13 protein-coding genes are annotated in these 19090 nt (G+C 59.3%); 11 read left to right on the forward strand and 2 right to left on the reverse strand.

Annotated features, from left to right (window positions below; translation table 11 throughout):
* The first annotated feature begins 292 nt into the window (after nucleotides 1-292).
* The 7 genes from ACSQ87_RS26240 (at nucleotide 293) to cmoB (ending at nucleotide 10342) form a co-directional block, all read left to right on the forward strand.
* Nucleotides 293-1675 (forward strand): carbohydrate porin, encoded by a 1383-nt coding sequence (locus tag ACSQ87_RS26240; protein ID WP_436274701.1) that lies wholly within the window; start codon nucleotides 293-295, stop codon nucleotides 1673-1675.
* A 214-nt stretch (nucleotides 1676-1889) separates the two neighbouring features.
* Nucleotides 1890-4298, forward strand: a complete 2409-nt coding sequence (locus ACSQ87_RS26245) for a glucose/quinate/shikimate family membrane-bound PQQ-dependent dehydrogenase (RefSeq protein ID WP_436274702.1) — start codon at nucleotides 1890-1892, stop codon at nucleotides 4296-4298.
* A 581-nt stretch (nucleotides 4299-4879) separates the two neighbouring features.
* Nucleotides 4880-7297: an endopeptidase La gene (gene lon, locus ACSQ87_RS26250; protein WP_436274703.1), complete on the forward strand. Its 2418-nt coding sequence runs from the start codon at nucleotides 4880-4882 to the stop codon at nucleotides 7295-7297.
* Nucleotides 7298-7414: 117 nt separating this feature from the next.
* The gene (locus ACSQ87_RS26255) at nucleotides 7415-7807 is read left to right on the forward strand and encodes a protease inhibitor I42 family protein (RefSeq protein WP_046049264.1); all 393 of its coding nucleotides are present in this window, start codon (nucleotides 7415-7417) and stop codon (nucleotides 7805-7807) included.
* Nucleotides 7808-7809: 2 nt separating this feature from the next.
* On the forward strand, nucleotides 7810-8445 hold the full coding sequence (locus tag ACSQ87_RS26260) for a lysoplasmalogenase (RefSeq protein ID WP_436274704.1): 636 nt from the start codon (nucleotides 7810-7812) through the stop codon (nucleotides 8443-8445).
* Between the two features lie 164 nt (nucleotides 8446-8609).
* A complete protein-coding gene (gene cmoA, locus ACSQ87_RS26265) occupies nucleotides 8610-9389 on the forward strand; it encodes a carboxy-S-adenosyl-L-methionine synthase CmoA (RefSeq protein ID WP_177338866.1) in 780 nt (259 codons plus the stop codon).
* Entirely contained in the window at nucleotides 9386-10342 is a 957-nt protein-coding gene (gene cmoB, locus ACSQ87_RS26270; protein ID WP_436274705.1) for a tRNA 5-methoxyuridine(34)/uridine 5-oxyacetic acid(34) synthase CmoB, read from the forward strand. Before cmoA ends, cmoB begins: the two co-directional genes overlap by 4 nt.
* Nucleotides 10343-10475: 133 nt before the next feature.
* Here cmoB and tadA read toward each other — a convergent pair whose 3' ends face one another.
* Nucleotides 10476-10973 (reverse strand): tRNA adenosine(34) deaminase TadA, encoded by a 498-nt coding sequence (tadA, locus tag ACSQ87_RS26275; protein WP_218538327.1) that lies wholly within the window; start codon nucleotides 10971-10973, stop codon nucleotides 10476-10478.
* The gene (locus ACSQ87_RS26280; RefSeq protein WP_436274706.1) at nucleotides 10973-12349 is read right to left on the reverse strand and encodes a multicopper oxidase family protein; all 1377 of its coding nucleotides are present in this window, start codon (nucleotides 12347-12349) and stop codon (nucleotides 10973-10975) included. The genes tadA and ACSQ87_RS26280 overlap by 1 nt, the downstream gene beginning before the upstream one ends.
* A 422-nt stretch (nucleotides 12350-12771) precedes the next feature.
* Between ACSQ87_RS26280 and ACSQ87_RS26285 the strand changes: the two genes are divergently transcribed.
* From ACSQ87_RS26285 to ACSQ87_RS26300, 4 genes are all read left to right on the forward strand, one after another.
* The gene (locus ACSQ87_RS26285) at nucleotides 12772-17421 is read left to right on the forward strand and encodes an RHS repeat-associated core domain-containing protein (RefSeq protein ID WP_436274707.1); all 4650 of its coding nucleotides are present in this window, start codon (nucleotides 12772-12774) and stop codon (nucleotides 17419-17421) included.
* Nucleotides 17418-17837 (forward strand): DUF6896 domain-containing protein, encoded by a 420-nt coding sequence (locus ACSQ87_RS26290; RefSeq protein WP_436274708.1) that lies wholly within the window; start codon nucleotides 17418-17420, stop codon nucleotides 17835-17837. Before ACSQ87_RS26285 ends, ACSQ87_RS26290 begins: the two co-directional genes overlap by 4 nt.
* A gap of 87 nt (nucleotides 17838-17924) precedes the next feature.
* Nucleotides 17925-18353, forward strand: a complete 429-nt coding sequence (locus ACSQ87_RS26295) for a hypothetical protein (RefSeq protein ID WP_436274709.1) — start codon at nucleotides 17925-17927, stop codon at nucleotides 18351-18353.
* 280 nt (nucleotides 18354-18633) lie between these two features.
* Nucleotides 18634-18957, forward strand: coding sequence for a hypothetical protein (locus ACSQ87_RS26300; protein ID WP_415773393.1), 324 nt, complete (start codon nucleotides 18634-18636; stop codon nucleotides 18955-18957).
* The last annotated feature ends 133 nt before the right edge of the window (nucleotides 18958-19090 follow it).

The following is a 19090-nucleotide window of genomic DNA, read 5'->3' on the forward strand; positions in this document are numbered from 1 at the left end:
CACCTTAGCCGAGGGTGTGGTCGGGTGGAAGCGCTCTGTGCGCTATCTGTTAAATGTAGGTGAACCGCAAAAGATCGCAGCCTCGTTTCACTCGCTGTCGAGTGAAACGAGGCTGCGATCTTTTCCCATGGACTGTTACCAAATCCGAAACGCTCCATGTCAGTAAAAGCCCTTTCTCTATTTGTAACAGGACATTATCCTTGCGCCCGTCAAGCTGAAACGCTTCATCTGCCCGCGACATACTGCCGCTTCCAGTTCACTCCCCCAGAAAAAGATCAAGAATTCCCTCTCTATGCCTGATTTTTCAACTCCGCGAGACAGCGCTGTCTGCATCGCTATTGCTCGTCGAAAAGCCCTGAACCTGATCGGCGGATTCACCGCGTTGGGTCTCGCCACTTGCACCCAGGCCGCTCCGGCGTTCGATAGCGAGTCACCGTGGATGCTCGGCGACTGGAACGGCACGCGCACCGAACTTTCGGAAAAAGGCTACGACTTCAAAGTCGATTACACCGGCGAAATGGGCAGCAATCTGCACGGCGGCTACGACCATGACCGCACCGCTCGCTACAGCGACCAGTTTGGCTTCGGCACCCACTTGGACCTGCAGAAGATTCTGGGCTGGGACGACGCCGAGTTTCAGCTGACCATCACCGAGCGCAACGGCAACAACATCAGCAACGACCGCATCAACGACCCACGCGTGGGCGGGTTCACCTCGGCTCAGGAAGTCTGGGGTCGCGGGCAAACCTGGCGCCTGACGCAGATGTGGTATCAGCAGAAATTCTTCGATCAAAAGCTCGACATCAAAGTCGGTCGTTTTGGCGAAGGCGAAGACTTCAACAGCTTCCCCTGCGACTTCCAGAACCTCGCGTTCTGCGGCTCGCAGGTCGGCAACTGGGTCGGTGGCATCTGGTACAACTGGCCGGTCAGCCAATGGGCGATGCGGGTCAAATATCACCTGACGCCGGAGCTGTACGCGCAAGTCGGCGTCTATGAACAAAACCCGTCGAACCTCGATCGCGATAACGGCTTCAAACTCAGCGGCAGCGGCACCCAGGGCGCGATCCTGCCGGTGGAACTGGTCTGGTCGCCGAAGCTCAACGGCCTACCGGGCGAATACCGCGCCGGTTATTACTACAGCAACGCCAACGCCACTGATGTCTACAAGGACAGCAACGGCCAGCCGGCCGCCCTGAGTGGCGAGGCTTACCGCAGCGCGTCGAGCAAACACGGCGTGTGGCTCGGTGTGCAGCAGCAATTGACCAGCCGCGCCAGCGACAACTCCCGCGGCCTGAGCGTGTTCGCCAACGGCACGATGCACGACAAGAAGACCAACGCCATCGACAACTATGTCCAGGCGGGCGTCGTCTACAAAGGCTTGTTCGATGCCCGCGCCAAGGACGACATCGGTTTCGCCCTGGCCCGCGTCCACGTCAACCCGGCCTACCGCAAGAACGCCGAGGCGACCAATCAGGCCCGCTCCGTGTTCGACTACAACGACCCGTCCTTCCTGCCACCGCAGGACACCGAATACAGCGCCGAACTCTATTACGGCGTGCACGTCACGAACTGGCTGACCGTGCGCCCGAACCTGCAATACATCCGCCACCCCGGTGGCGTGGACAAGGTCGATGACGCGCTGATTGGCGGGATCAAGATCCAGTCATCGTTCTAACCAACACCACAAAAACCATGTGGGAGCGGGCTTGCTCGCGAAGGGGCCGGCAGCCCCAACATCAATGTTGACTGAACCACCGCTTTCGCGAGCAAGCCCGCTCCCACAAGGACCGCATCAACTAAACAGTTTTTCTATGAACCCTGCCCGCACCTGATCGTCATCTACAGTGAACTTGCGCGGGACTACTTAAAACGTCACGGAGAACCACACTATGAGCACTGATGGTGCTTTGAGTCGAAGCCGTCTGCTGCCGAGCCTGCTCGGTATCCTGCTTCTGCTAATGGGCCTGGCCATGCTGGCCGGGGGGATCAAGCTGAGCATGCTCGGCGGCTCGCTTTATTACCTGCTGGCCGGTATCGGCCTGGCACTGACCGGCGTGCTGCTGATTGCCGCTCGCCGCTCTGCGCTGGGCCTGTACGCAGCGGTGCTGTTCGCCAGCACCGTCTGGGCCCTGTGGGAAGTCGGCCTCGATTGGTGGCAACTGGTGCCGCGTCTGGCGATGTTGTTTGCCATCGGCATCGTCATGTTGCTGCCGTGGGTCCGCCGCCCGCTGCATCGCGGTGAGTTCAATCCGGTCGGCACGGGTGCGCTGAGCGCTGCCGTGGTGATTGCCGGTGTTGCCGCACTGGCCAGCCAGTTCACCAACCCAGGCGAAATCAAAGGCCAACTGGACCGCGACAGCGTGCCAGGCATGACCAACACCGCCCCGGCCATGCCCGACGGTGACTGGAACTCCTACGGCCGCAGCGCCCATGGCGATCGTTACTCGCCACTGGCGCAGATCACCCCGCAGAACGCGAACAAGCTCGTTCCGGCCTGGACCTACCGCACCGGCGACCTGCCAGGGCCGAACGACCCGGGCGAAACCACTGCCGAAAACACCCCGCTGAAAGTCAACGGCATGCTCTACGTCTGCACGCCGCACAGCCAGGTGATCGCGCTGGACCCGGACACTGGCAAGGAAATCTGGCGTTTCGATCCGAAGCTCTCCACGCAAAACGCGGCGAACTTCAAGGGTTGGGCGCACATGACCTGCCGTGGCGTGTCGTATCACGATGACGCCGCTTACGCTTCCGAGCAAAGCCCGACCGGCACCGCCAGCGCACCTGTCACCAGTGCTTGCCCACGCCGGATCCTCCTGCCGACGGCCGACACTCGTCTGATCGCCCTGAATGCCGACACCGGCAAAATGTGCGAAGACTTCGGCAACGGTGGCCAGATCGACCTGACCGCCAACATCGGCGGGTTCAACGCCGGCGGTTACTACTCCACATCACCTCCAGCGGTCACTAAAGACCTGGTGGTGATTGGCGGCCACGTCACCGACAACGTTTCCACCGACGAGCCAAGCGGCGTGATCCGCGCGTTCGACATACACACCGGCAAACTGGTGTGGAACTGGGACAGCGGCAACCCGGACGACACCACGCCGATTGCCGAAGGCAAGGTCTACACCCGCAACTCTCCGAACATGTGGTCCATGTTCGCCGTTGACGAAAAACTCGGCATGCTTTACCTGCCGATGGGCAACCAGACCCCGGACCAGTTCGGTGGCGCTCGCACCCCCGAATCGGAACTGCACGCCGCCGGCCTGACCGCCCTCGACATCGCCACCGGTAAAGTGCGCTGGCACTTCCAGTTCACCCACCACGACCTGTGGGACATGGACGTCGGCGGCCAGCCAACCCTGATGGACCTGAAAACCGCTGACGGCGTGAAGCCAGCGGTACTCGCGTCCACCAAGCAAGGCAGCATCTACGTGCTGGACCGCAGCACTGGCCAGGCGATCGTGCCGATCAACGAAGTGCCGGTGCCACAAGGCGCTGTCGAAGGTGATCACACTTCGCCAACCCAACCGAAATCCGACCTCAACCTCATGCCGCCGCCGTTGAAAGAACGCGACATGTGGGGCGTCACCCCGTTCGACCAACTGATCTGCCGGATCGACTTCAAATCCCTGCGCTACGACGGCCCGTTCACGCCGCCATCGCTGCAAGGTTCGATCGTTTATCCAGGTAACTTCGGTGTGTTCGACTGGGGCGGCATCTCGGTTGATCCGGTGCGTCAGATTGCTTTCATGAACCCGGACTACATGGCGTTCAAATCGAAAATGATCCCGGCCGCCGAAATCGCTGCCCAAGGCCCGCGCAAAAGCGAAACCGAAGGCGTGCAGCCGAACAAAGGCGCGCCCTACGGCGTCATCCTCGAACCCCTGCTCTCGCCACTGGGCCTGCCGTGCCAGGCACCGGCCTGGGGTTACGTGACAGCGGTCGACCTGACCACCAGCAAAATCATCTGGAAACACAAAAACGGCACCGTGCGCGACAGCTCGCCGGTTCCGATCCCGCTGAGCATGGGCGTGCCTAGCCTGGGCGGGACCTTCACCACCGCTGGTGGCGTCGCTTTCCTGAGCGGCACCCTCGACCAGTACCTGCGCGCCTACGACGTAAAAAACGGTAAGCAGTTGTGGGAAGGCCGCCTGCCAGCAGGCGCGCAAACCACACCGATGACCTACACCGGCAAGGACGGCAAGCAATACGTGCTGGTCGTTGCGGGTGGTCATGGGTCGCTGGGCACCAAGCAAGGTGACTACGTGATTGCGTACAAACTGTCCGAGTAAGTTTTAGCGGCGGTTAAAGGAAAGGCGACTCCTGTGAAGGGGTCGCCTTTTTTGTGGCCGCCATTTCTGCCACACCACATTGAATCGGGTAAGCCTTTCGCCCCTCACCACTCAACAGGCCGAGCGTTAGCTCGCCTGCAGCACTTGATCTTGATCCACCCGCCCCGTCGGGAGGCTGAGTGGAGGTGTGCATCCGGGGAGTGGCGCGCAGCGCCGTTCGACGCAGTCGAACACGCTGCATGTAGGTCGTCGCGAAGCAGACCGGAGGGCAGTGTCCCCGGATGGATACCGGAGCGAAGGAACGCCGAGCCCAAGCGAGGGGCCGGACGCTTGGGGCGAGCCTTTTTGGGTACTTTTTTGGCGTTTGAAAAAAGTGCCTCGCCGTAAGGGCGAAACCGCCAGCCGCCGTTACCGCAGGAATGGATATGCCCCCACATCAACTAGAGCATGGTCGGCCCAAAGGCCGCCAAGTCAAACACACCTGTCAAAACCCTGAACACACACCCAGAAATATCCAGAGCCATTGAAACCACCCCCCACCTGCCCCATCTAACACCCATACCCAATTGCGCAGGTGCCCCATGAGCGACCAGCAAGAATTCCCCGAAGACCCGAGCGAATACGCCGACCCAGAGAACGCCGAACACCACTCCACCGGCAAAGGCCTCGCCCTGCCTGGCCAAAACCTGCCGGACAAGGTCTACATCATCCCGATCCACAACCGCCCGTTCTTCCCGGCCCAAGTGCTGCCGGTCATCGTCAATGAAGAACCGTGGGCTGAAACGCTGGACCTTGTGAGCAAATCCGATCACCACTCCCTGGCCCTGTTCTACATGGACACGCCCCAGGACGACCCGCGCCATTTCGACACCTCGGCCCTGCCGCTCTACGGCACGCTGGTCAAGGTGCATCACGCCAGTCGCGAAAACGGCAAACTGCAATTCGTCGCCCAAGGCCTGACTCGCGTGCGCATTCGCACCTGGCTCAAACACCATCGCCCGCCATATCTTGTCGAAGTCGAATACCCGCACCAGCCCACCGAGCCGACCGACGAGGTCAAGGCCTACGGCATGGCGCTGATCAACGCGATCAAGGAACTGCTGCCGCTCAACCCGCTGTACAGCGAAGAGCTGAAGAACTACCTCAACCGCTTCAGCCCCAACGACCCGTCGCCGCTGACCGACTTCGCCGCCGCCCTCACGTCGGCCACCGGCAGCGAGCTGCAAGAGGTGCTCGACTGCGTGCCCATGCTCAAACGCATGGAAAAAGTCCTGCCGATGCTGCGCAAGGAAGTCGAAGTCGCACGCCTGCAAAAAGAGATTTCCGCCGAAGTTAACCGCAAGATCGGCGAGCATCAGCGCGAGTTCTTCCTCAAGGAACAACTCAAGGTTATCCAGCAAGAGCTGGGGCTGACCAAGGACGACCGCAGCGCCGACATCGAACAGTTCGAACAGCGCCTGGAAGGCAAGGTTCTGCCGCCCCAGGCGCAAAAACGCGTCGAAGAGGAAATGAACAAACTGTCGATCCTCGAGACCGGTTCGCCGGAGTATGCGGTCACCCGCAACTACCTCGACTGGGCGACCTCGGTGCCGTGGGGCGTGTACGGCGAGGACAAACTTGACCTCAAGCACGCACGCAAGGTGTTGGACAAACACCATGCCGGCCTCGACGACATCAAGGACCGCATCCTCGAGTTCCTCGCGGTCGGTGCCTACAAAGGCGAGATCAGCGGCTCCATCGTGCTGCTGGTGGGTCCGCCGGGCGTGGGCAAGACCAGCGTCGGCAAATCCATCGCCGAATCCCTCGGTCGGCCGTTCTACCGCTTCAGCCTCGGCGGCATGCGCGACGAAGCCGAGATCAAGGGCCACCGCCGCACCTACATCGGCGCGCAGCCGGGCAAACTCGTCCATGCGTTGAAAGATGTCGAAGTGATGAACCCGGTGATCATGCTCGACGAGATCGACAAGATGGGCCAGAGCTACCAGGGCGACCCGGCCTCGGCGTTGCTGGAAACTCTGGACCCGGAACAAAACGTCGAATTCCTCGACCACTACCTGGACCTGCGTCTGGACCTGTCGAAAGTGCTGTTCGTGTGCACCGCCAACACCCTGGACTCGATCCCCGGCCCGTTGCTGGACCGCATGGAAGTGATTCGCCTGTCGGGCTACATAACCGAAGAAAAAATCGCCATCGCCAAGCGTCACCTATGGCCCAAGCAACTGGAAAAGGCCGGCGTGTCCAAGGGCAGCCTGAGTATCAGCGACAGCGCCCTCAAAGCCTTGATCGACGGATACGCCCGTGAAGCGGGGGTTCGGCAGTTGGAAAAACAACTGGGCAAACTGGTGCGCAAAGCCGTTGTGAAACTGATCGACGAGCCGAAAGCGGTGATCAAGCTCGGCCCGAAAGACCTCGAAGCCTCACTCGGCCATCCGGTCTTCCGTAACGAGCAAGTGCTGTCCGGTACCGGCGTCATCACCGGGCTGGCCTGGACCAGCATGGGCGGCGCGACCTTGCCGATCGAAGCCACGCGCATTCACACCTTGAACCGTGGCTTCAAACTCACCGGGCAATTGGGCGATGTGATGAAGGAGTCGGCGGAGATCGCCTACAGCTACGTCAGCTCCAACCTGAAGTCGTTCGGCGGTGATCCGAAGTTCTTTGACGAAGCCTTCGTCCACCTGCACGTCCCGGAAGGCGCGACCCCCAAAGACGGCCCAAGCGCCGGCGTAACCATGGCCAGCGCCCTGCTCTCGCTCGCCCGCAACCAGGCGCCGAAAAAAGGCATCGCCATGACCGGCGAACTGACGCTGACCGGGCATGTATTGCCGATTGGCGGCGTGCGCGAGAAGGTGATTGCAGCGCGGCGGCAGAAGATTTTCGAATTGATCCTGCCGGAGCCTAATCGCGGTAGCTTTGAAGAATTGCCGGATTATCTGAAAGAAGGGCTTACCGTGCACTTTGCCAAGCGGTTTGCGGATGTGGCAAAAATTCTGTTCTAACTCCCGTAACTGATCGTTCCCACGCAGAGCGTGGGAACGATCTCTCCTCCTCGTCACAATTTGTCTCATCTTCAGTTATGCTCGCCGTTCGTCGTGAATGCCGGAGCCACTGACCTTATGTCCCCCACCCGCCTGTTTGTTCCCCTCGCCCTCTCCTTGCTGGCCGCGTGTGCCACGCAACCAAAACAGAACGTGACAGTGGAAAAACAAAGCGAATGCCCGGTGAAGCTGCACAGCGGGCAAAACCTGATCCTGACCCTGCCAAGCAACCCGACCACGGGTTACCGCTGGGCGATCCAGGATTCGGCCGGTGGCGTATTGCGCGCGCTGAGCCCCGAGGTCTACAGCAACCCACAAGATGCAGGGATCGTCGGCAGCGCCGGCATTTCGACCTGGCGCTTCCAGTCCTTCGCCGCGGGCACGGGCCGTTTGCGCCTGACCTACTCACAGCCATGGGCACCGGAAGTACCGGCAGTGGAAACCTTCGACTGCGCGATCTCGGTTAACTGATCATGGGCTGGCTGATTCTGGCGCTGATGGGCGCGGTGACGTTCCTCTACGGCGTCAGCGTGCATGCGGCGTTGCTTTGCCTGTTGGTCAAACCGCTGCCGGTTTTGGCCTTGCTCGGTTGGTTGCATGACGCACCGCCCAGCGAATATCGGCGCTGGATCAGCCTTGGATTGATTTTCTCTCTGGTCGGCGACGTGCTGCTGGCATGGCCCGGGGATTTGTTTGTGTTCGGTCTCGGGGCGTTTTTGGTCGCCCACTTGGCGTATCTGAAAGCCTATTTGAGCGATTGCCGGCGGGTGGCGTTGTTGCCGCTGATCATCGCTTTAGGGGGCGGCGCGGTGTTGTTGGGGATCTTGATCTCCAATGGGCTGGGTCCGCTGCTCATCCCGGTGATCGTCTACGGTCTGGCCATCAGCGCCATGCTTTGGCGCGCGCTGGCCAGACTCGGCACCGACGTGCCCAAACGCTCGGCGCTGCTGGCGGCGGCAGGTGCGGTGGCGTTTGTGTTTTCGGACAGCGTGATTGGCATCAACCGGTTTGTCGCGCCGTTTCATGCGGCGCCTTACGTCATCATCCTCAGCTACTGGCTGGGACAATGGGGAATTGCGGCGTCGGCGTTTGCTCAAGATCAACGCTGAACCCCTGTGGCGAGGGAGCTTGCTCCCGCTGGAGTGCGCAGCGCTCGCCAGATTTGGGGCTGCTGCGCAGCCCAGCGGGAGCAAGCTCCCTCGCCACAATGGATTGTCACTGTCCGCAGCGGTTTATCAGACAACCCAAGCATCCCCCCGTCAATTTGGCTAAAATGCCGGCCTTTTCCACCTACGCCGCTGGAACCGCCGTGAGCAAAGAACCCGATCGCCTTTTCGCCCAGCCTTTGGCCCAGGTGCCTGACTTCGCCTTTAACGAGGACGTGGTGCGGGTGTTCCCGGACATGATCAAGCGCTCGGTGCCGGGTTATCCGACCATCGTTGAAAACCTTGGCGTGCTCGCTGCGCAATTTGCCCAGCCCAACAGCGTGCTCTACGACCTCGGCTCGTCCTTGGGCGCCGTGACCCAGGCGCTGCGCCGCCATGTGCGCACCGACGGCTGCCGCGTCATCGCTGTGGATAACTCGGCGGCGATGGTTGAACGCTGCCGCGAGTACCTCAATGGTCAGGACTCGATGTTCCAGGAGCTGCTGCCGGTCGAAGTGATCGAAGGCGACATCCTGGCCCTCGAATTCCAGCCAGCCTCGGTGGTGGCGCTGAACTTCACCCTGCAATTCATCGCCCCGGAACAGCGCACGGCGTTGCTCTCGCGCATCCGCCAATCGCTGTTGCCCGGTGGCGCGCTGATTCTGTCGGAGAAGCTGCGCTTCAATGATCCGGACGAACACGCGCTACTCACCGATCTGCATGTCGCGTTCAAACGCGCCAACGGCTACAGCGAACTCGAGATCGCCCAGAAGCGCAGCGCCATCGAAAACGTCATGAAGCCCGACAGCCTCGAAGAACACCGCGAGCGCCTGCTGGCCGCCGGGTTCTCGAAAGTCGTGCCGTGGTTCCAGTGTCTTAACTTTGCCTCGTTGATTGCCTTGCCATGATTGATCTGTCCCCCCTCGCCCGCCGGTTGGCCGGCACACCACTGGCCGACTGGGCCAACACGCTGCAAGCGCAACTCGACAAAAAAATGGAAAAAGGTCATGGCGATCTGGAGCGCTGGCAGAGTGCGCTGGACGCCTTGCCGAAGATTCAGCCGAGCGAAGTCGATCTGCTTAATGGTCTGACGCTGGACACCGATTGCGATGACAAAACTCGTGCGCAGATGCGCACTGCGCTGATGGGCTTGTCACCATGGCGCAAAGGACCGTTCGATCTGTTTGGTGTGCATGTCGACACCGAATGGCGTTCGGACTGGAAGTGGTCGCGAGTTGCACCGCATCTGGATCTGAAGGGCAAACGCATCCTCGATGTCGGTTGCGGTAATGGCTATTACATGTGGCGCATGCTCGGCGCGGGTGCCGACAGCGTGATTGGTGTCGATCCGAACTGGCTGTTCTTCTGTCAGTTCCAGGCGGTGCAGCGTTACCTGTCCGAACCCAATGCCTGGCACCTGCCGTTCCCGTTCGAAGACCTGCCGCCGAATCTGGAAGGTTTCGACACCGTGTTTTCCATGGGAGTGTTCTATCACCGTCGCTCGCCGATCGAGCATTTGCTGGCGCTGAAGGATTGCCTGGTCAAGGGTGGCGAATTGGTGCTGGAGACGCTGGTGATCGAGGGCGATCAGCAACAGGTATTGGTCCCGGAAGACCGTTACGCGCAGATGCGTAACGTGTGGTTCCTGCCGTCGGTGCCGGCGCTGGAGCTGTGGCTGCGTCGGGCCGGATTCACGGATGTTCGCTGTGTGGACGTGAGCGTGACGACGGTCGAGGAACAGCGCGGGACAGAGTGGATGAAGTATCAGTCGCTGAGCGATTTCCTTGATCCGGAAGATCACAGCAAGACGGTTGAAGGGCTGCCCGCGCCGATGCGTGCCGTGATCGTCGCCCGCAAGTAAAACACCGATCTCCCTGCCAATGGAGATCAAATGTGGGAGCGGGCTTGCTCGCGAAAGCGGTTTAACATTCAGCAGAAATGTTGACTGATCTACCGCTTTCGCGAGCAAGCCCGCTCCCACATTAGTTCTGTATTTAGTCTGCTGGTTTGGCTCTTCGGGCCTTGAAGAACTCGCTCAATACGGCCCCACACTCTTCCGCCAACACCCCGCCTTCATACAGCACCCGGTGATTCAAAAATCCCTGGGTAAAAAACTGCCCCTGACTCTGCACAATCCCGGCCTTTGGCTCCAGCGCGCCATACACCACCCGCGCAATCCGCGAATGCACGATCAGCCCGGCGCACATGCTGCACGGCTCAAGCGTCACGTACAGCGTGCTGCCGGGCAGACGATAGTTGCTGGCTGCCAACGCGGCCGCGCGGATCGCGACCATCTCGGCGTGAGCGCTCGGGTCATTACCGCTGATCGGGCAATTAAAACCCCGACCGATGATTTCACCGTCCTGAACCAGCACCGCGCCCACCGGCACTTCACCCAGGGCCGCGCCTTGGGCGGCCAGGGCCAGGGCTTCGCGCATGAAGTCACGATCACGGCTGCGGTCGATGATTGCGGTGGGACGTATCTGACGCATTACGCCACCTCGATGGCGGCCATCAGGCCGGTTTCCATGTGGTCGATCACATGGCAGTGGAACATCCAGATCCCCGGGTTATCCGCCACCAGCGCCACTTGCGCGCGCTCGTTTTTGCCCAGCAAGTAGGTGTCGGTGAAGTACGGGATGACCTTGTGCCGGTTCGACGCAATCACCTTGAAGCTCATGCCGTGCAGGTGAATCGGGTGTTGATACTGAGTCATGTTTTTCAATTCGAAAATGTAGCTCTTGCCCTTCTCGAGCTTGGCAATCGGGCGGTCGGCGCAGGTTTTGTCGGTGATGTCCCAGGCCTTGCCGTTGATCTGCCACAGGCTCGGCGGCTTGCCATTGTCGACGTTCACCGACACTGAGCCTACCCATTCGAAATTGAAGTTGAGTTTCTCCGCGTTGGCCAGGTCCGGCTCGGCCACCGGGTTGGCGGGCAGCGCGGGAGGCCATTCGGTCGGGGCATCGGTGTTCGCCACCGAACGGAACGTGCCCAGTCGTACCGGGCCGTTGCGCAGGGACAGCTCTTCACCGACCGGCGGGGCCTTGATCGCCAGGCAAATGCGCATGCCCGGGCCGAGCCAGTATTCCTTGCCCAATGGGCGCGGTTCGATGGGGTTGCCGTCCAGCGCGTAGATCTGCGCTTCGACACCTGGAATATTGAGGCGGTAAGTCAGGGTGTTATCCAGGTTGAGCAGGCGCACCCGGGTGATCTGCCCGGCGGGCAATTCGATCACCGCTTGCGAGACACCGTTGATCGTCGACAGACGTCCCGCCGTGCCACCACGGGCCGCTTCGCGAGGAATGCTGAACGCGACAAAAGCGCCCTCTTCATCGACGTGCCAGCTCTTGAGGCTCAAGGTCTTTTCGTATTTGAAGCCGGTAGGCTCGCGCTCTTCGATGATCAGCGGGCCGACCAGCCCGCGACCGAGTTCTTCGCTGCTGTTCACGTGCGGGTGATACCAGTAGCTGCCGGCGTCGGGCACGCGGAATTTGTAGTCGAAGTATTCGCCCGGCAGCACTGGAAGCTGCGAGACGTAGGGCACGCCGTCCATTTCCAGCGGCAGACGAATGCCGTGCCAGTGAATGGTAGTGGCAACCGGCAGGTGGTTGATGAAACGTACCCGCAGCCATTCGCCCTGACGCACGCGTAACTCGGTGCCCGGCGCCGACGGACCGAACGCCCAGGCTTCGGTCTTGTGCCCGGCCACCAGTTCGACGTCCAGCGGTGCGGCGATTAACTCATAGTCGTGGCCCGCGTCGGCGTCGGCCATTTTGCCCAACCAGTACCGCGACGCCCCCCCCGCTCCGACACCAACGACAACAAGACCGGCCAGGCCACCGAGGATTTGGCGACGGGTAAAGGACATGAACTCAACTACCTCACGTATCAGCGACAGGCCCGTGGGCCTGTAAAAGGCGAATACGATACACCTGCGGTTGAGAAACAGTAAGGGTGGGGTGGCGGATGGTCACAGTCAAAGCATGGCTGGCAATGCATCTGTGGCGAGGGGGCTTGTCGGAATGTCGCATCGCCCCGTTCGGCTGCGCAGCAGTCGTGAAACCATCCAGCGCGATATGTCAGATGCAATGTGATTACTGGATTTGTGGCCGCTTCGCTGATCGTTATTTAGTCGCCGTTAATCAGGGAATCACCCTACATCCATTTCCACCTTTCCCGACTTCTTTCCTGATCGATCCCCCGCAAAGTCCCAGCGCCTAATTTTCTGCGCCAGGGATTGCCCATGTTCGACTCCTTTTCTCCAGCAACTTCGTATTTTTCGGGGCGTTGATGGAGCACATCACCCGCATCGAGCAGGAACTCGACAGCTTCCCGCACACCCTTTCGCTCTATCGCGAACAGCTCAAACACTGGTTCAACAGGGCCGCCGACAAGGCCAGCCGCGCCGCTGATCTTCCGTCGCTGATGGGCATGGAGCGGATCATCCGGTTCGGCAACTCCAGCACCGCTGTCAGCAGCGGCGATGACGAGTTTTTATCCACCGTCGTGCAATGCCCGAAAGGTGGATTGCTAGAAATCGAGAGCAAGTTCGAGTCGGTTTATGACATTCCGGTGGGCAACATTCAGGTCGATGTGATTGCCAGCGATGGCGGCGAAAAGACGCCGGTCACACTCGATAAAAACGGCAAGGGGACGTTCACCGGTACACCCGGCAAGTTCTACCGCGTTCACGTCCACAACGAAGTCACACCGCAGCACGTTGAAGATCTTTTCTCTTCCTACGATGGCCTGACGAATGAGCTCGAAAACTGGCTGCAAGATGAATGGAAGACGTTTAAGCCGAAGTGGCCGGAATCTTCTTCGGTTGCTGTAGGCAATGGAATGCTCGCGGGAAGTTGGGCGGCAATAGAGGGCGTGTGGGACGGCATCGGCCTGCTTTCGGACATCCTCAAGGATCCAGGGAAGTTTGGTGAGCGGTTGGGCGAGAGCGCCACAGAGCTGAAGAAACTCGCGGAAACCGCCCCGGATGTCATGGAAAAAGTCCAACTGCTGGCGAGTGACGAAGCGGCGCTGTGCTTGCTGTTACGCACCGCCAGCCTCTGGTTGGACATGCTGCCGCCCGGCGAGCTCGCCGGAAATACTGCCGAAGCAGTGTCGACGGTGGTGGTGCAATTGTTGATCGACATCCTGATTGGCATCGTTCTGACGTTCGCTGCAGCGGGGGCCGGTATCGCCTATTTGACGATGCGGCTGGCTAATCGAGCTACACAATTACTCAGCGCTGTTCTGCGTCTCGTGAAGGCGATTTTCACGATCATCAATAACTTTATCAGCTACGTCGACCGCTACAAAAAAGTCGCTGCCCGAGGCATCGCTGCCGGCATGAAAAAAGGCCGGATGCAGTTGAACTGGAGCGCTCGTCGCAATGCGTCACTGAAGAAAGACGAACACCACGATGACGCCTCAGCGCAGGCGAAAAACCCTAATGGCGACAGCGCCGATTGCGTGCCGCTGACCTGCACCAACAATTGTCCGGTGTCGATGGTCACCGGCGAAGAACTGCTAACACTCACCGACGGTGTACTGGACGGGATTTTGCCGTTCGACTTCACCCGGCTCTATCGCACCAGCGCCGCCGAGATCGATATCGGCCTCGGTTTCGGCTGGAGTCACAGTCTCGCCCATCGACTGGAAATCGATGGCGACTCCGTCATCTGGATCGACCACGAAAACCGTCGTACGACTTTTCCGCTGCCAAACAGTGAACGCCCGGCGATCCACAACAGCCTCTCGCGGGCGGCGATTTATCTGGGCGATGAACCCGAAGAATTGATCCTCGCCCAGGCTGGCGAGGATGCACGGTTCTATCACTTTCATAACGGTCGGTTGGCAACCATCAGCGACGCTTACAACAACCGCCTGCGCATCACCCGCGACCGACAAAACCGCATCAAACGCCTCGACAATGGCGCCGGCCGTGCCTTGCGATTGCGCTATGACCGCATCCATTTGGTCGCCGTCGACTATCAGGTTTTTGTCCCGGCCCAGACCCTCGACGAGGCTTGGCACACCGAGCAGACACTGGTCAGTTACAGCTACGACGAACGCGATCAACTGATCGAAGCCACCAACGCTGCCGGCGAAAGCGAGCGTTACGACTACGACGATCAGCACGTCATCCTGCAGCGGCAATTGACCGGTGGGGCGAGTTTCTTCTGGGAGTGGGAAAGGTCCGGCAAGGCGGCCCGATGTGTCCGCCACTGGGCGTCGTTTTCGCAGATGGACGCGCGTTATGTCTGGGATGACGAGGGCAGTGTCACCGTCCAGAACATCGATGGCAGTGAAGAGGTTTACGTCCACGACGACCGGGCGCGACTGGTGCGCAAGGTCGAGCTGGACGGCGGCGAACAGCTCAAGGCCTATGACGACCAGGGGCGGTTGATTGCCGAGCAGGATCCGCTCGGCGCCGTCACTGAGTACCGCTACGACGAAATCGGACGATTGGTTGCGCTGATTCCGCCGGAAGATGAGCCGACGGCCTACGAGTATCGCAACGGTTTTCTGCATGCACGGTTTCGCGGCAAAGCCGTCTGGAAATATCAGCGCAACGCCCAGGGTGACGTCACCGAAGCGATCGATCCTGACGGTCATGTCACTCACTATCACTACGACGAACGAGGGCAGCTGCTGTCGATCCGCTACGCGGACACCAGTCGGCATGTGTTTGTCTGGAGCGCCTTGGGGCAGCTGCTTGAAGAGACCTTGCCGGACGGTGGTGTGCGGCGGTTTTCCTACGACGCACTGGGGCGGCAGATTACCCGTCAGGACGAACACGGTGCCGTTACCCAGTACCAATGGGATGCCGTTGGCCGACTGATCCAGACGACGCTTCCCACAGGCGCCAGCCGCGCCTTCAGCTACAACGCCTACGGCAAGATCACCGCCGAACGCGATGAACTGGGCCGCGTCACACGCTACGAATACATCGACGACCTGCACCTGGTCAGCCGCCGCATCAATGCCGACGGCACCCAGCTGAAGTACCGCTACGACAACGCCCAGCTGTTGCTCACGGAAATCGAAAACGAATCCGGTGAAAAATATCAGCTGGACTACACGCCGAACGGCTTGATCCGACAGGAAACCGGATTCGACGGCCAGCGCACAGCATACGCCTACGACCTCAACGGCCAACTGCTGGAGAAAACCGAGTTCGGCGAGGACGGCTCGCGGTTGGTAACGTCGTATGAGCGGGACTCTACGGGAAGGTTGCTGGTCAAAACCCTGCCCGACGGCATCAAGGTTGAATACCGCTACGACAGCCTCGGCCGACTGGTCAGCGTCGACGACGGTCACGACCACCCGCTGGAATTTGAGTACGACCAGCAGGACCGGCTGATCACCGAACACCAAGGCTGGGGCACCTTGCGCTATGGCTACGACACCTGCGGTCAGCTCAATCGCCTGCGCCTGCCGGACGGCAGCAAACTCGATTACCACCACGCCAAGGGCGGCGCGCTGACGGCCATCGACCTCAACGGCGCGCGACTCACCACTCACCAATTCGCCTTCGGCCGCGAACAGCAACGCCAGCAGGGGCAGTTGCTCAGCGAATATGCCTACGACGATCAGGGCCGATTGAAGGCCCACGCTGTCAGTCAACAGCACCAAACGCTGTATCGCCGCGACTATGCCTACAGCGGCAACGGCAATCTCGACAGCATCGCCGACACCCGCCACGGCCAACGCAATTACCAATACGACCCGCTCGACCGCCTGACCCGCGTCCGCCACACCCGCGACGACCCACCGGAAAGCTTCGCCCACGACCCCGCCGGCAACCTGCTGATGCAGGACCGCCCCGGCGCCGCGACCGTCAAAGGCAACCGCCTGCTCCTGCAAGGCGACCGCCACTACGATTACGACGCCTTCGGCAACCTCATCCGCGAACGCCGCGGCACCGCGCAAAAACTCGTCACCGAATACCGCTACGACTGCCAACACCGTTTGGTCGGCGTCACAACCCCGGACGGCCGCAGCGCCAGTTACCGCTACGACGCCTTCGGCCGTCGCATCAGCAAAACTGTCGACGGCAACACCACCGAGTTCTTCTGGCAAGGCGACCACCTCATCGCCGAAAGCAGCCGCGAGCATTACCGCAGCTACGTCTACGAACCGGGCAGCTTCCGCCCCCTGGCCATGCTCGACGGCAAAGGCCCGCGAAAGGCTTGCCCGTTTTACTACCAGCTCGATCACCTGGGTACGCCGCAGGAGCTCACGGATTACAGCGGCGAAATCGTCTGGTCAGCGAAGTACAACGCCTACGGCAAGGTCACTCGTCTGGCGTTTGGTGGGGGAGAGCAACTCGATCAGCCGTTGCGGTTTCAAGGGCAGTACTTCGACGCCGAGAGCGGCCTGCATTACAACCGGCATCGGTACTATGATCCGGAGGTTGGCCGCTACCTGATGCCGGACCCGGTCAAGTTGGCGGGTGGGCTGAACCAGTATCAGTACACGCCGAATCCGACGGGGTGGGTTGATCCGTTGGGGTTGAGCGGGAATTGCCCGCCGCCGAATAAGCCAGGTTGTAAGGCACCGGATGATACGACTGGCGCTAAGGTTGATGAGGGTGAGCCGCCGCTGCCTACTGTGATCAGTGGCGTAGATCCAGGCAGTTTGAAAAGAACTCATGCGATAGAGGGAAAAACCTCCACCAAGCAAGTAGAAACTATAGCTGGCAAAATGCAAAAAAGCGGGTATGACGACAATTGGCCAATCGACGTTGTGGAGCATAACGGTAACCGCTATATAGTCGATGGACATCATAGGGCTTCTGCGGCCAGGCAAACTCACACCAAAGTCAGTATCGTATTGATAAAAGATATTATGAGTCATCACAGTGTTTTCAATAACATTGATGAAATAAAAGAGTCTGCTGATAACGTAGGGCATGACAGGCTGGTGAGGTCAAGAAGATGAAGAATAAAGATCTTGAATATTTGATTGATGATTTTCTGAATCAGGTGAAAAAAGCTACAGACTTGCTTGAGGGGCGATTTGGTAAAAAATGTATTCTTAGGCTATGGAGAGCAAAGGAAATTCCGCAGCGGGGTGAAGTTTTAGCAGGCATAAATTACGAACTACATGGTGTCGGTTGTAGGGTGTATTTTCCAGAAGTATGCGTGGATTTCGATTATGGTCCAGGTGAGCGGGTCGACGGATTTGATGTGTGGAGGCTATACATATACGCATGCGAAGTTCCTCGTTTGCATCCTAAATACACAGATCAGGAAGCGCTAAAGCGAGATTTCAATGAGTACATGAATCTTGGGAAGGTAGAGAGAATATCTGGCTCTATGTCGAATCTATACTTCAAGAACAAAGTTAATTGGTAATGTTGCATTGGTTATTAAGAACTATCGGCTTTTATGGGTTGTCACGTGATAAATGGCGGCCCGCGGGATAAGCAGTGATGCCTGTAAATGACAAAAAAATACAACGCATTAATTCTTGAAATCGACGAAGTCGTTGAGGAGGCAGTTGTATTGTTTGTTGAAGGCGTGACGGTTAAGTGCTTCGCGAGCTACTGTCCCTTTGCGATTGAAGCGGGAAAGCAATATGCCGTGGAATTCGACTTGGTTTTACCTGACTCCGACGGCGTAATGCTCGCCCAAGGGTCTGATCGAAAAGCTGAAATGACGGATCTTGGATTTTCCTGCTTTGTTTCTGGGTACTTGGACGGCCCCATTCTTCGGTCATTCGTAGATTTCATGAATCTTGAACTTCACTACGAATTCCCTCAGTTCAATGAGAAATATGTGAAAGTCAGCGTGGAAAGGATTGATGTGGCGTTCGGGCAGGAAAGGCGAAATTTCTGGGCAAGGTCGTCGGAAGTTTCCTTCAACTCGTAGCGGTTTTCATGAACTGGTGCGCAACGGACCTCATCGATAGTCTCTTAGCTGTCACTGCAAATTCAGTGACAGGGTGTGGAAGCCCTTCTATCGTTAGGCGCATCAAGCGTCACCAGTTCGGCGTGTTTTATCGTCTGTGTTTTATGGTGGCTGTGCGCGGGGCGCTTTCGAGTGCGCCGGGTGCCTAACGTCCCGGTCTTCCACACCTGCGTACAGCCGCCACCTATTTGCGTGGAAGTGATTTCTGGCGGCTTCAATCCATACGTTAGGACTCAAACTGATGAAAACCCTTACCCCCGATCCACCCTACGAAAAACCAATCCCCCACCCCAAAAACCGCTTCATGGCGCTCACCAGCAATTGCGACGACATGCCAACCCTGTTCGTCGACACCCAAGCGCCGCTGGATGTTTTGTATGACGCTGCCAACTACCGAATTCGCGCCGTCACCCAAGTGATGGAGAACTTGTCCATGCGCGGCTCGATCGAGTGTCAGTCCTTCATTCTTAGTGATTTTGCTTTGCTCTGTGCCATTCCGTTGCGGGATGGGTGTGATGTGCTGGATGTGTTAGGGCGACGATTGAAGGCTCGGCCTTCGGAGTAGCGCCGGGCGGCTTTTGTGGCGAGGGAGCTTGCTCCCGCTCGGCTGCGTAGCAGTCGTAAACCGGGCAGTGCGGTGTGTCAGGCATGACCGGATTGCAGGTTTTTGGGGCTGCTGCGCAGCCCTACGGGAGCAA

The sequence above is a fragment of the Pseudomonas sp. LjRoot277 genome, assembly GCF_964253845.1.
In the GTDB taxonomy this organism is placed as follows: domain Bacteria; phylum Pseudomonadota; class Gammaproteobacteria; order Pseudomonadales; family Pseudomonadaceae; genus Aquipseudomonas.

Bases quoted from the DNA above. Each gene is read 5' to 3' on its own strand.
- tadA (WP_218538327.1), bottom strand. From the start codon at position 10,973: ATGCGTCAGATACGTCCCACCGCAATCATCGACCGCAGCCGTGATCGT.
- ACSQ87_RS26280 (WP_436274706.1), bottom strand. From the start codon at position 12,349: ATGTCCTTTACCCGTCGCCAAATCCTCGGTGGCCTGGCCGGTCTTGTT.
- ACSQ87_RS26295 (WP_436274709.1), top strand. From the start codon at position 17,925: ATGACAAAAAAATACAACGCATTAATTCTTGAAATCGACGAAGTCGTT.
- ACSQ87_RS26300 (WP_415773393.1), top strand. From the start codon at position 18,634: ATGAAAACCCTTACCCCCGATCCACCCTACGAAAAACCAATCCCCCAC.
- ACSQ87_RS26255 (WP_046049264.1), top strand. From the start codon at position 7,415: ATGTCCCCCACCCGCCTGTTTGTTCCCCTCGCCCTCTCCTTGCTGGCC.
- ACSQ87_RS26245 (WP_436274702.1), top strand. From the start codon at position 1,890: ATGAGCACTGATGGTGCTTTGAGTCGAAGCCGTCTGCTGCCGAGCCTG.
- cmoB (WP_436274705.1), top strand. From the start codon at position 9,386: ATGATTGATCTGTCCCCCCTCGCCCGCCGGTTGGCCGGCACACCACTG.
- ACSQ87_RS26290 (WP_436274708.1), top strand. From the start codon at position 17,418: ATGAAGAATAAAGATCTTGAATATTTGATTGATGATTTTCTGAATCAG.
- ACSQ87_RS26285 (WP_436274707.1), top strand. From the start codon at position 12,772: ATGGAGCACATCACCCGCATCGAGCAGGAACTCGACAGCTTCCCGCAC.
- ACSQ87_RS26260 (WP_436274704.1), top strand. From the start codon at position 7,810: ATGGGCTGGCTGATTCTGGCGCTGATGGGCGCGGTGACGTTCCTCTAC.
- ACSQ87_RS26240 (WP_436274701.1), top strand. From the start codon at position 293: ATGCCTGATTTTTCAACTCCGCGAGACAGCGCTGTCTGCATCGCTATT.
- lon (WP_436274703.1), top strand. From the start codon at position 4,880: ATGAGCGACCAGCAAGAATTCCCCGAAGACCCGAGCGAATACGCCGAC.
- cmoA (WP_177338866.1), top strand. From the start codon at position 8,610: ATGCCGGCCTTTTCCACCTACGCCGCTGGAACCGCCGTGAGCAAAGAA.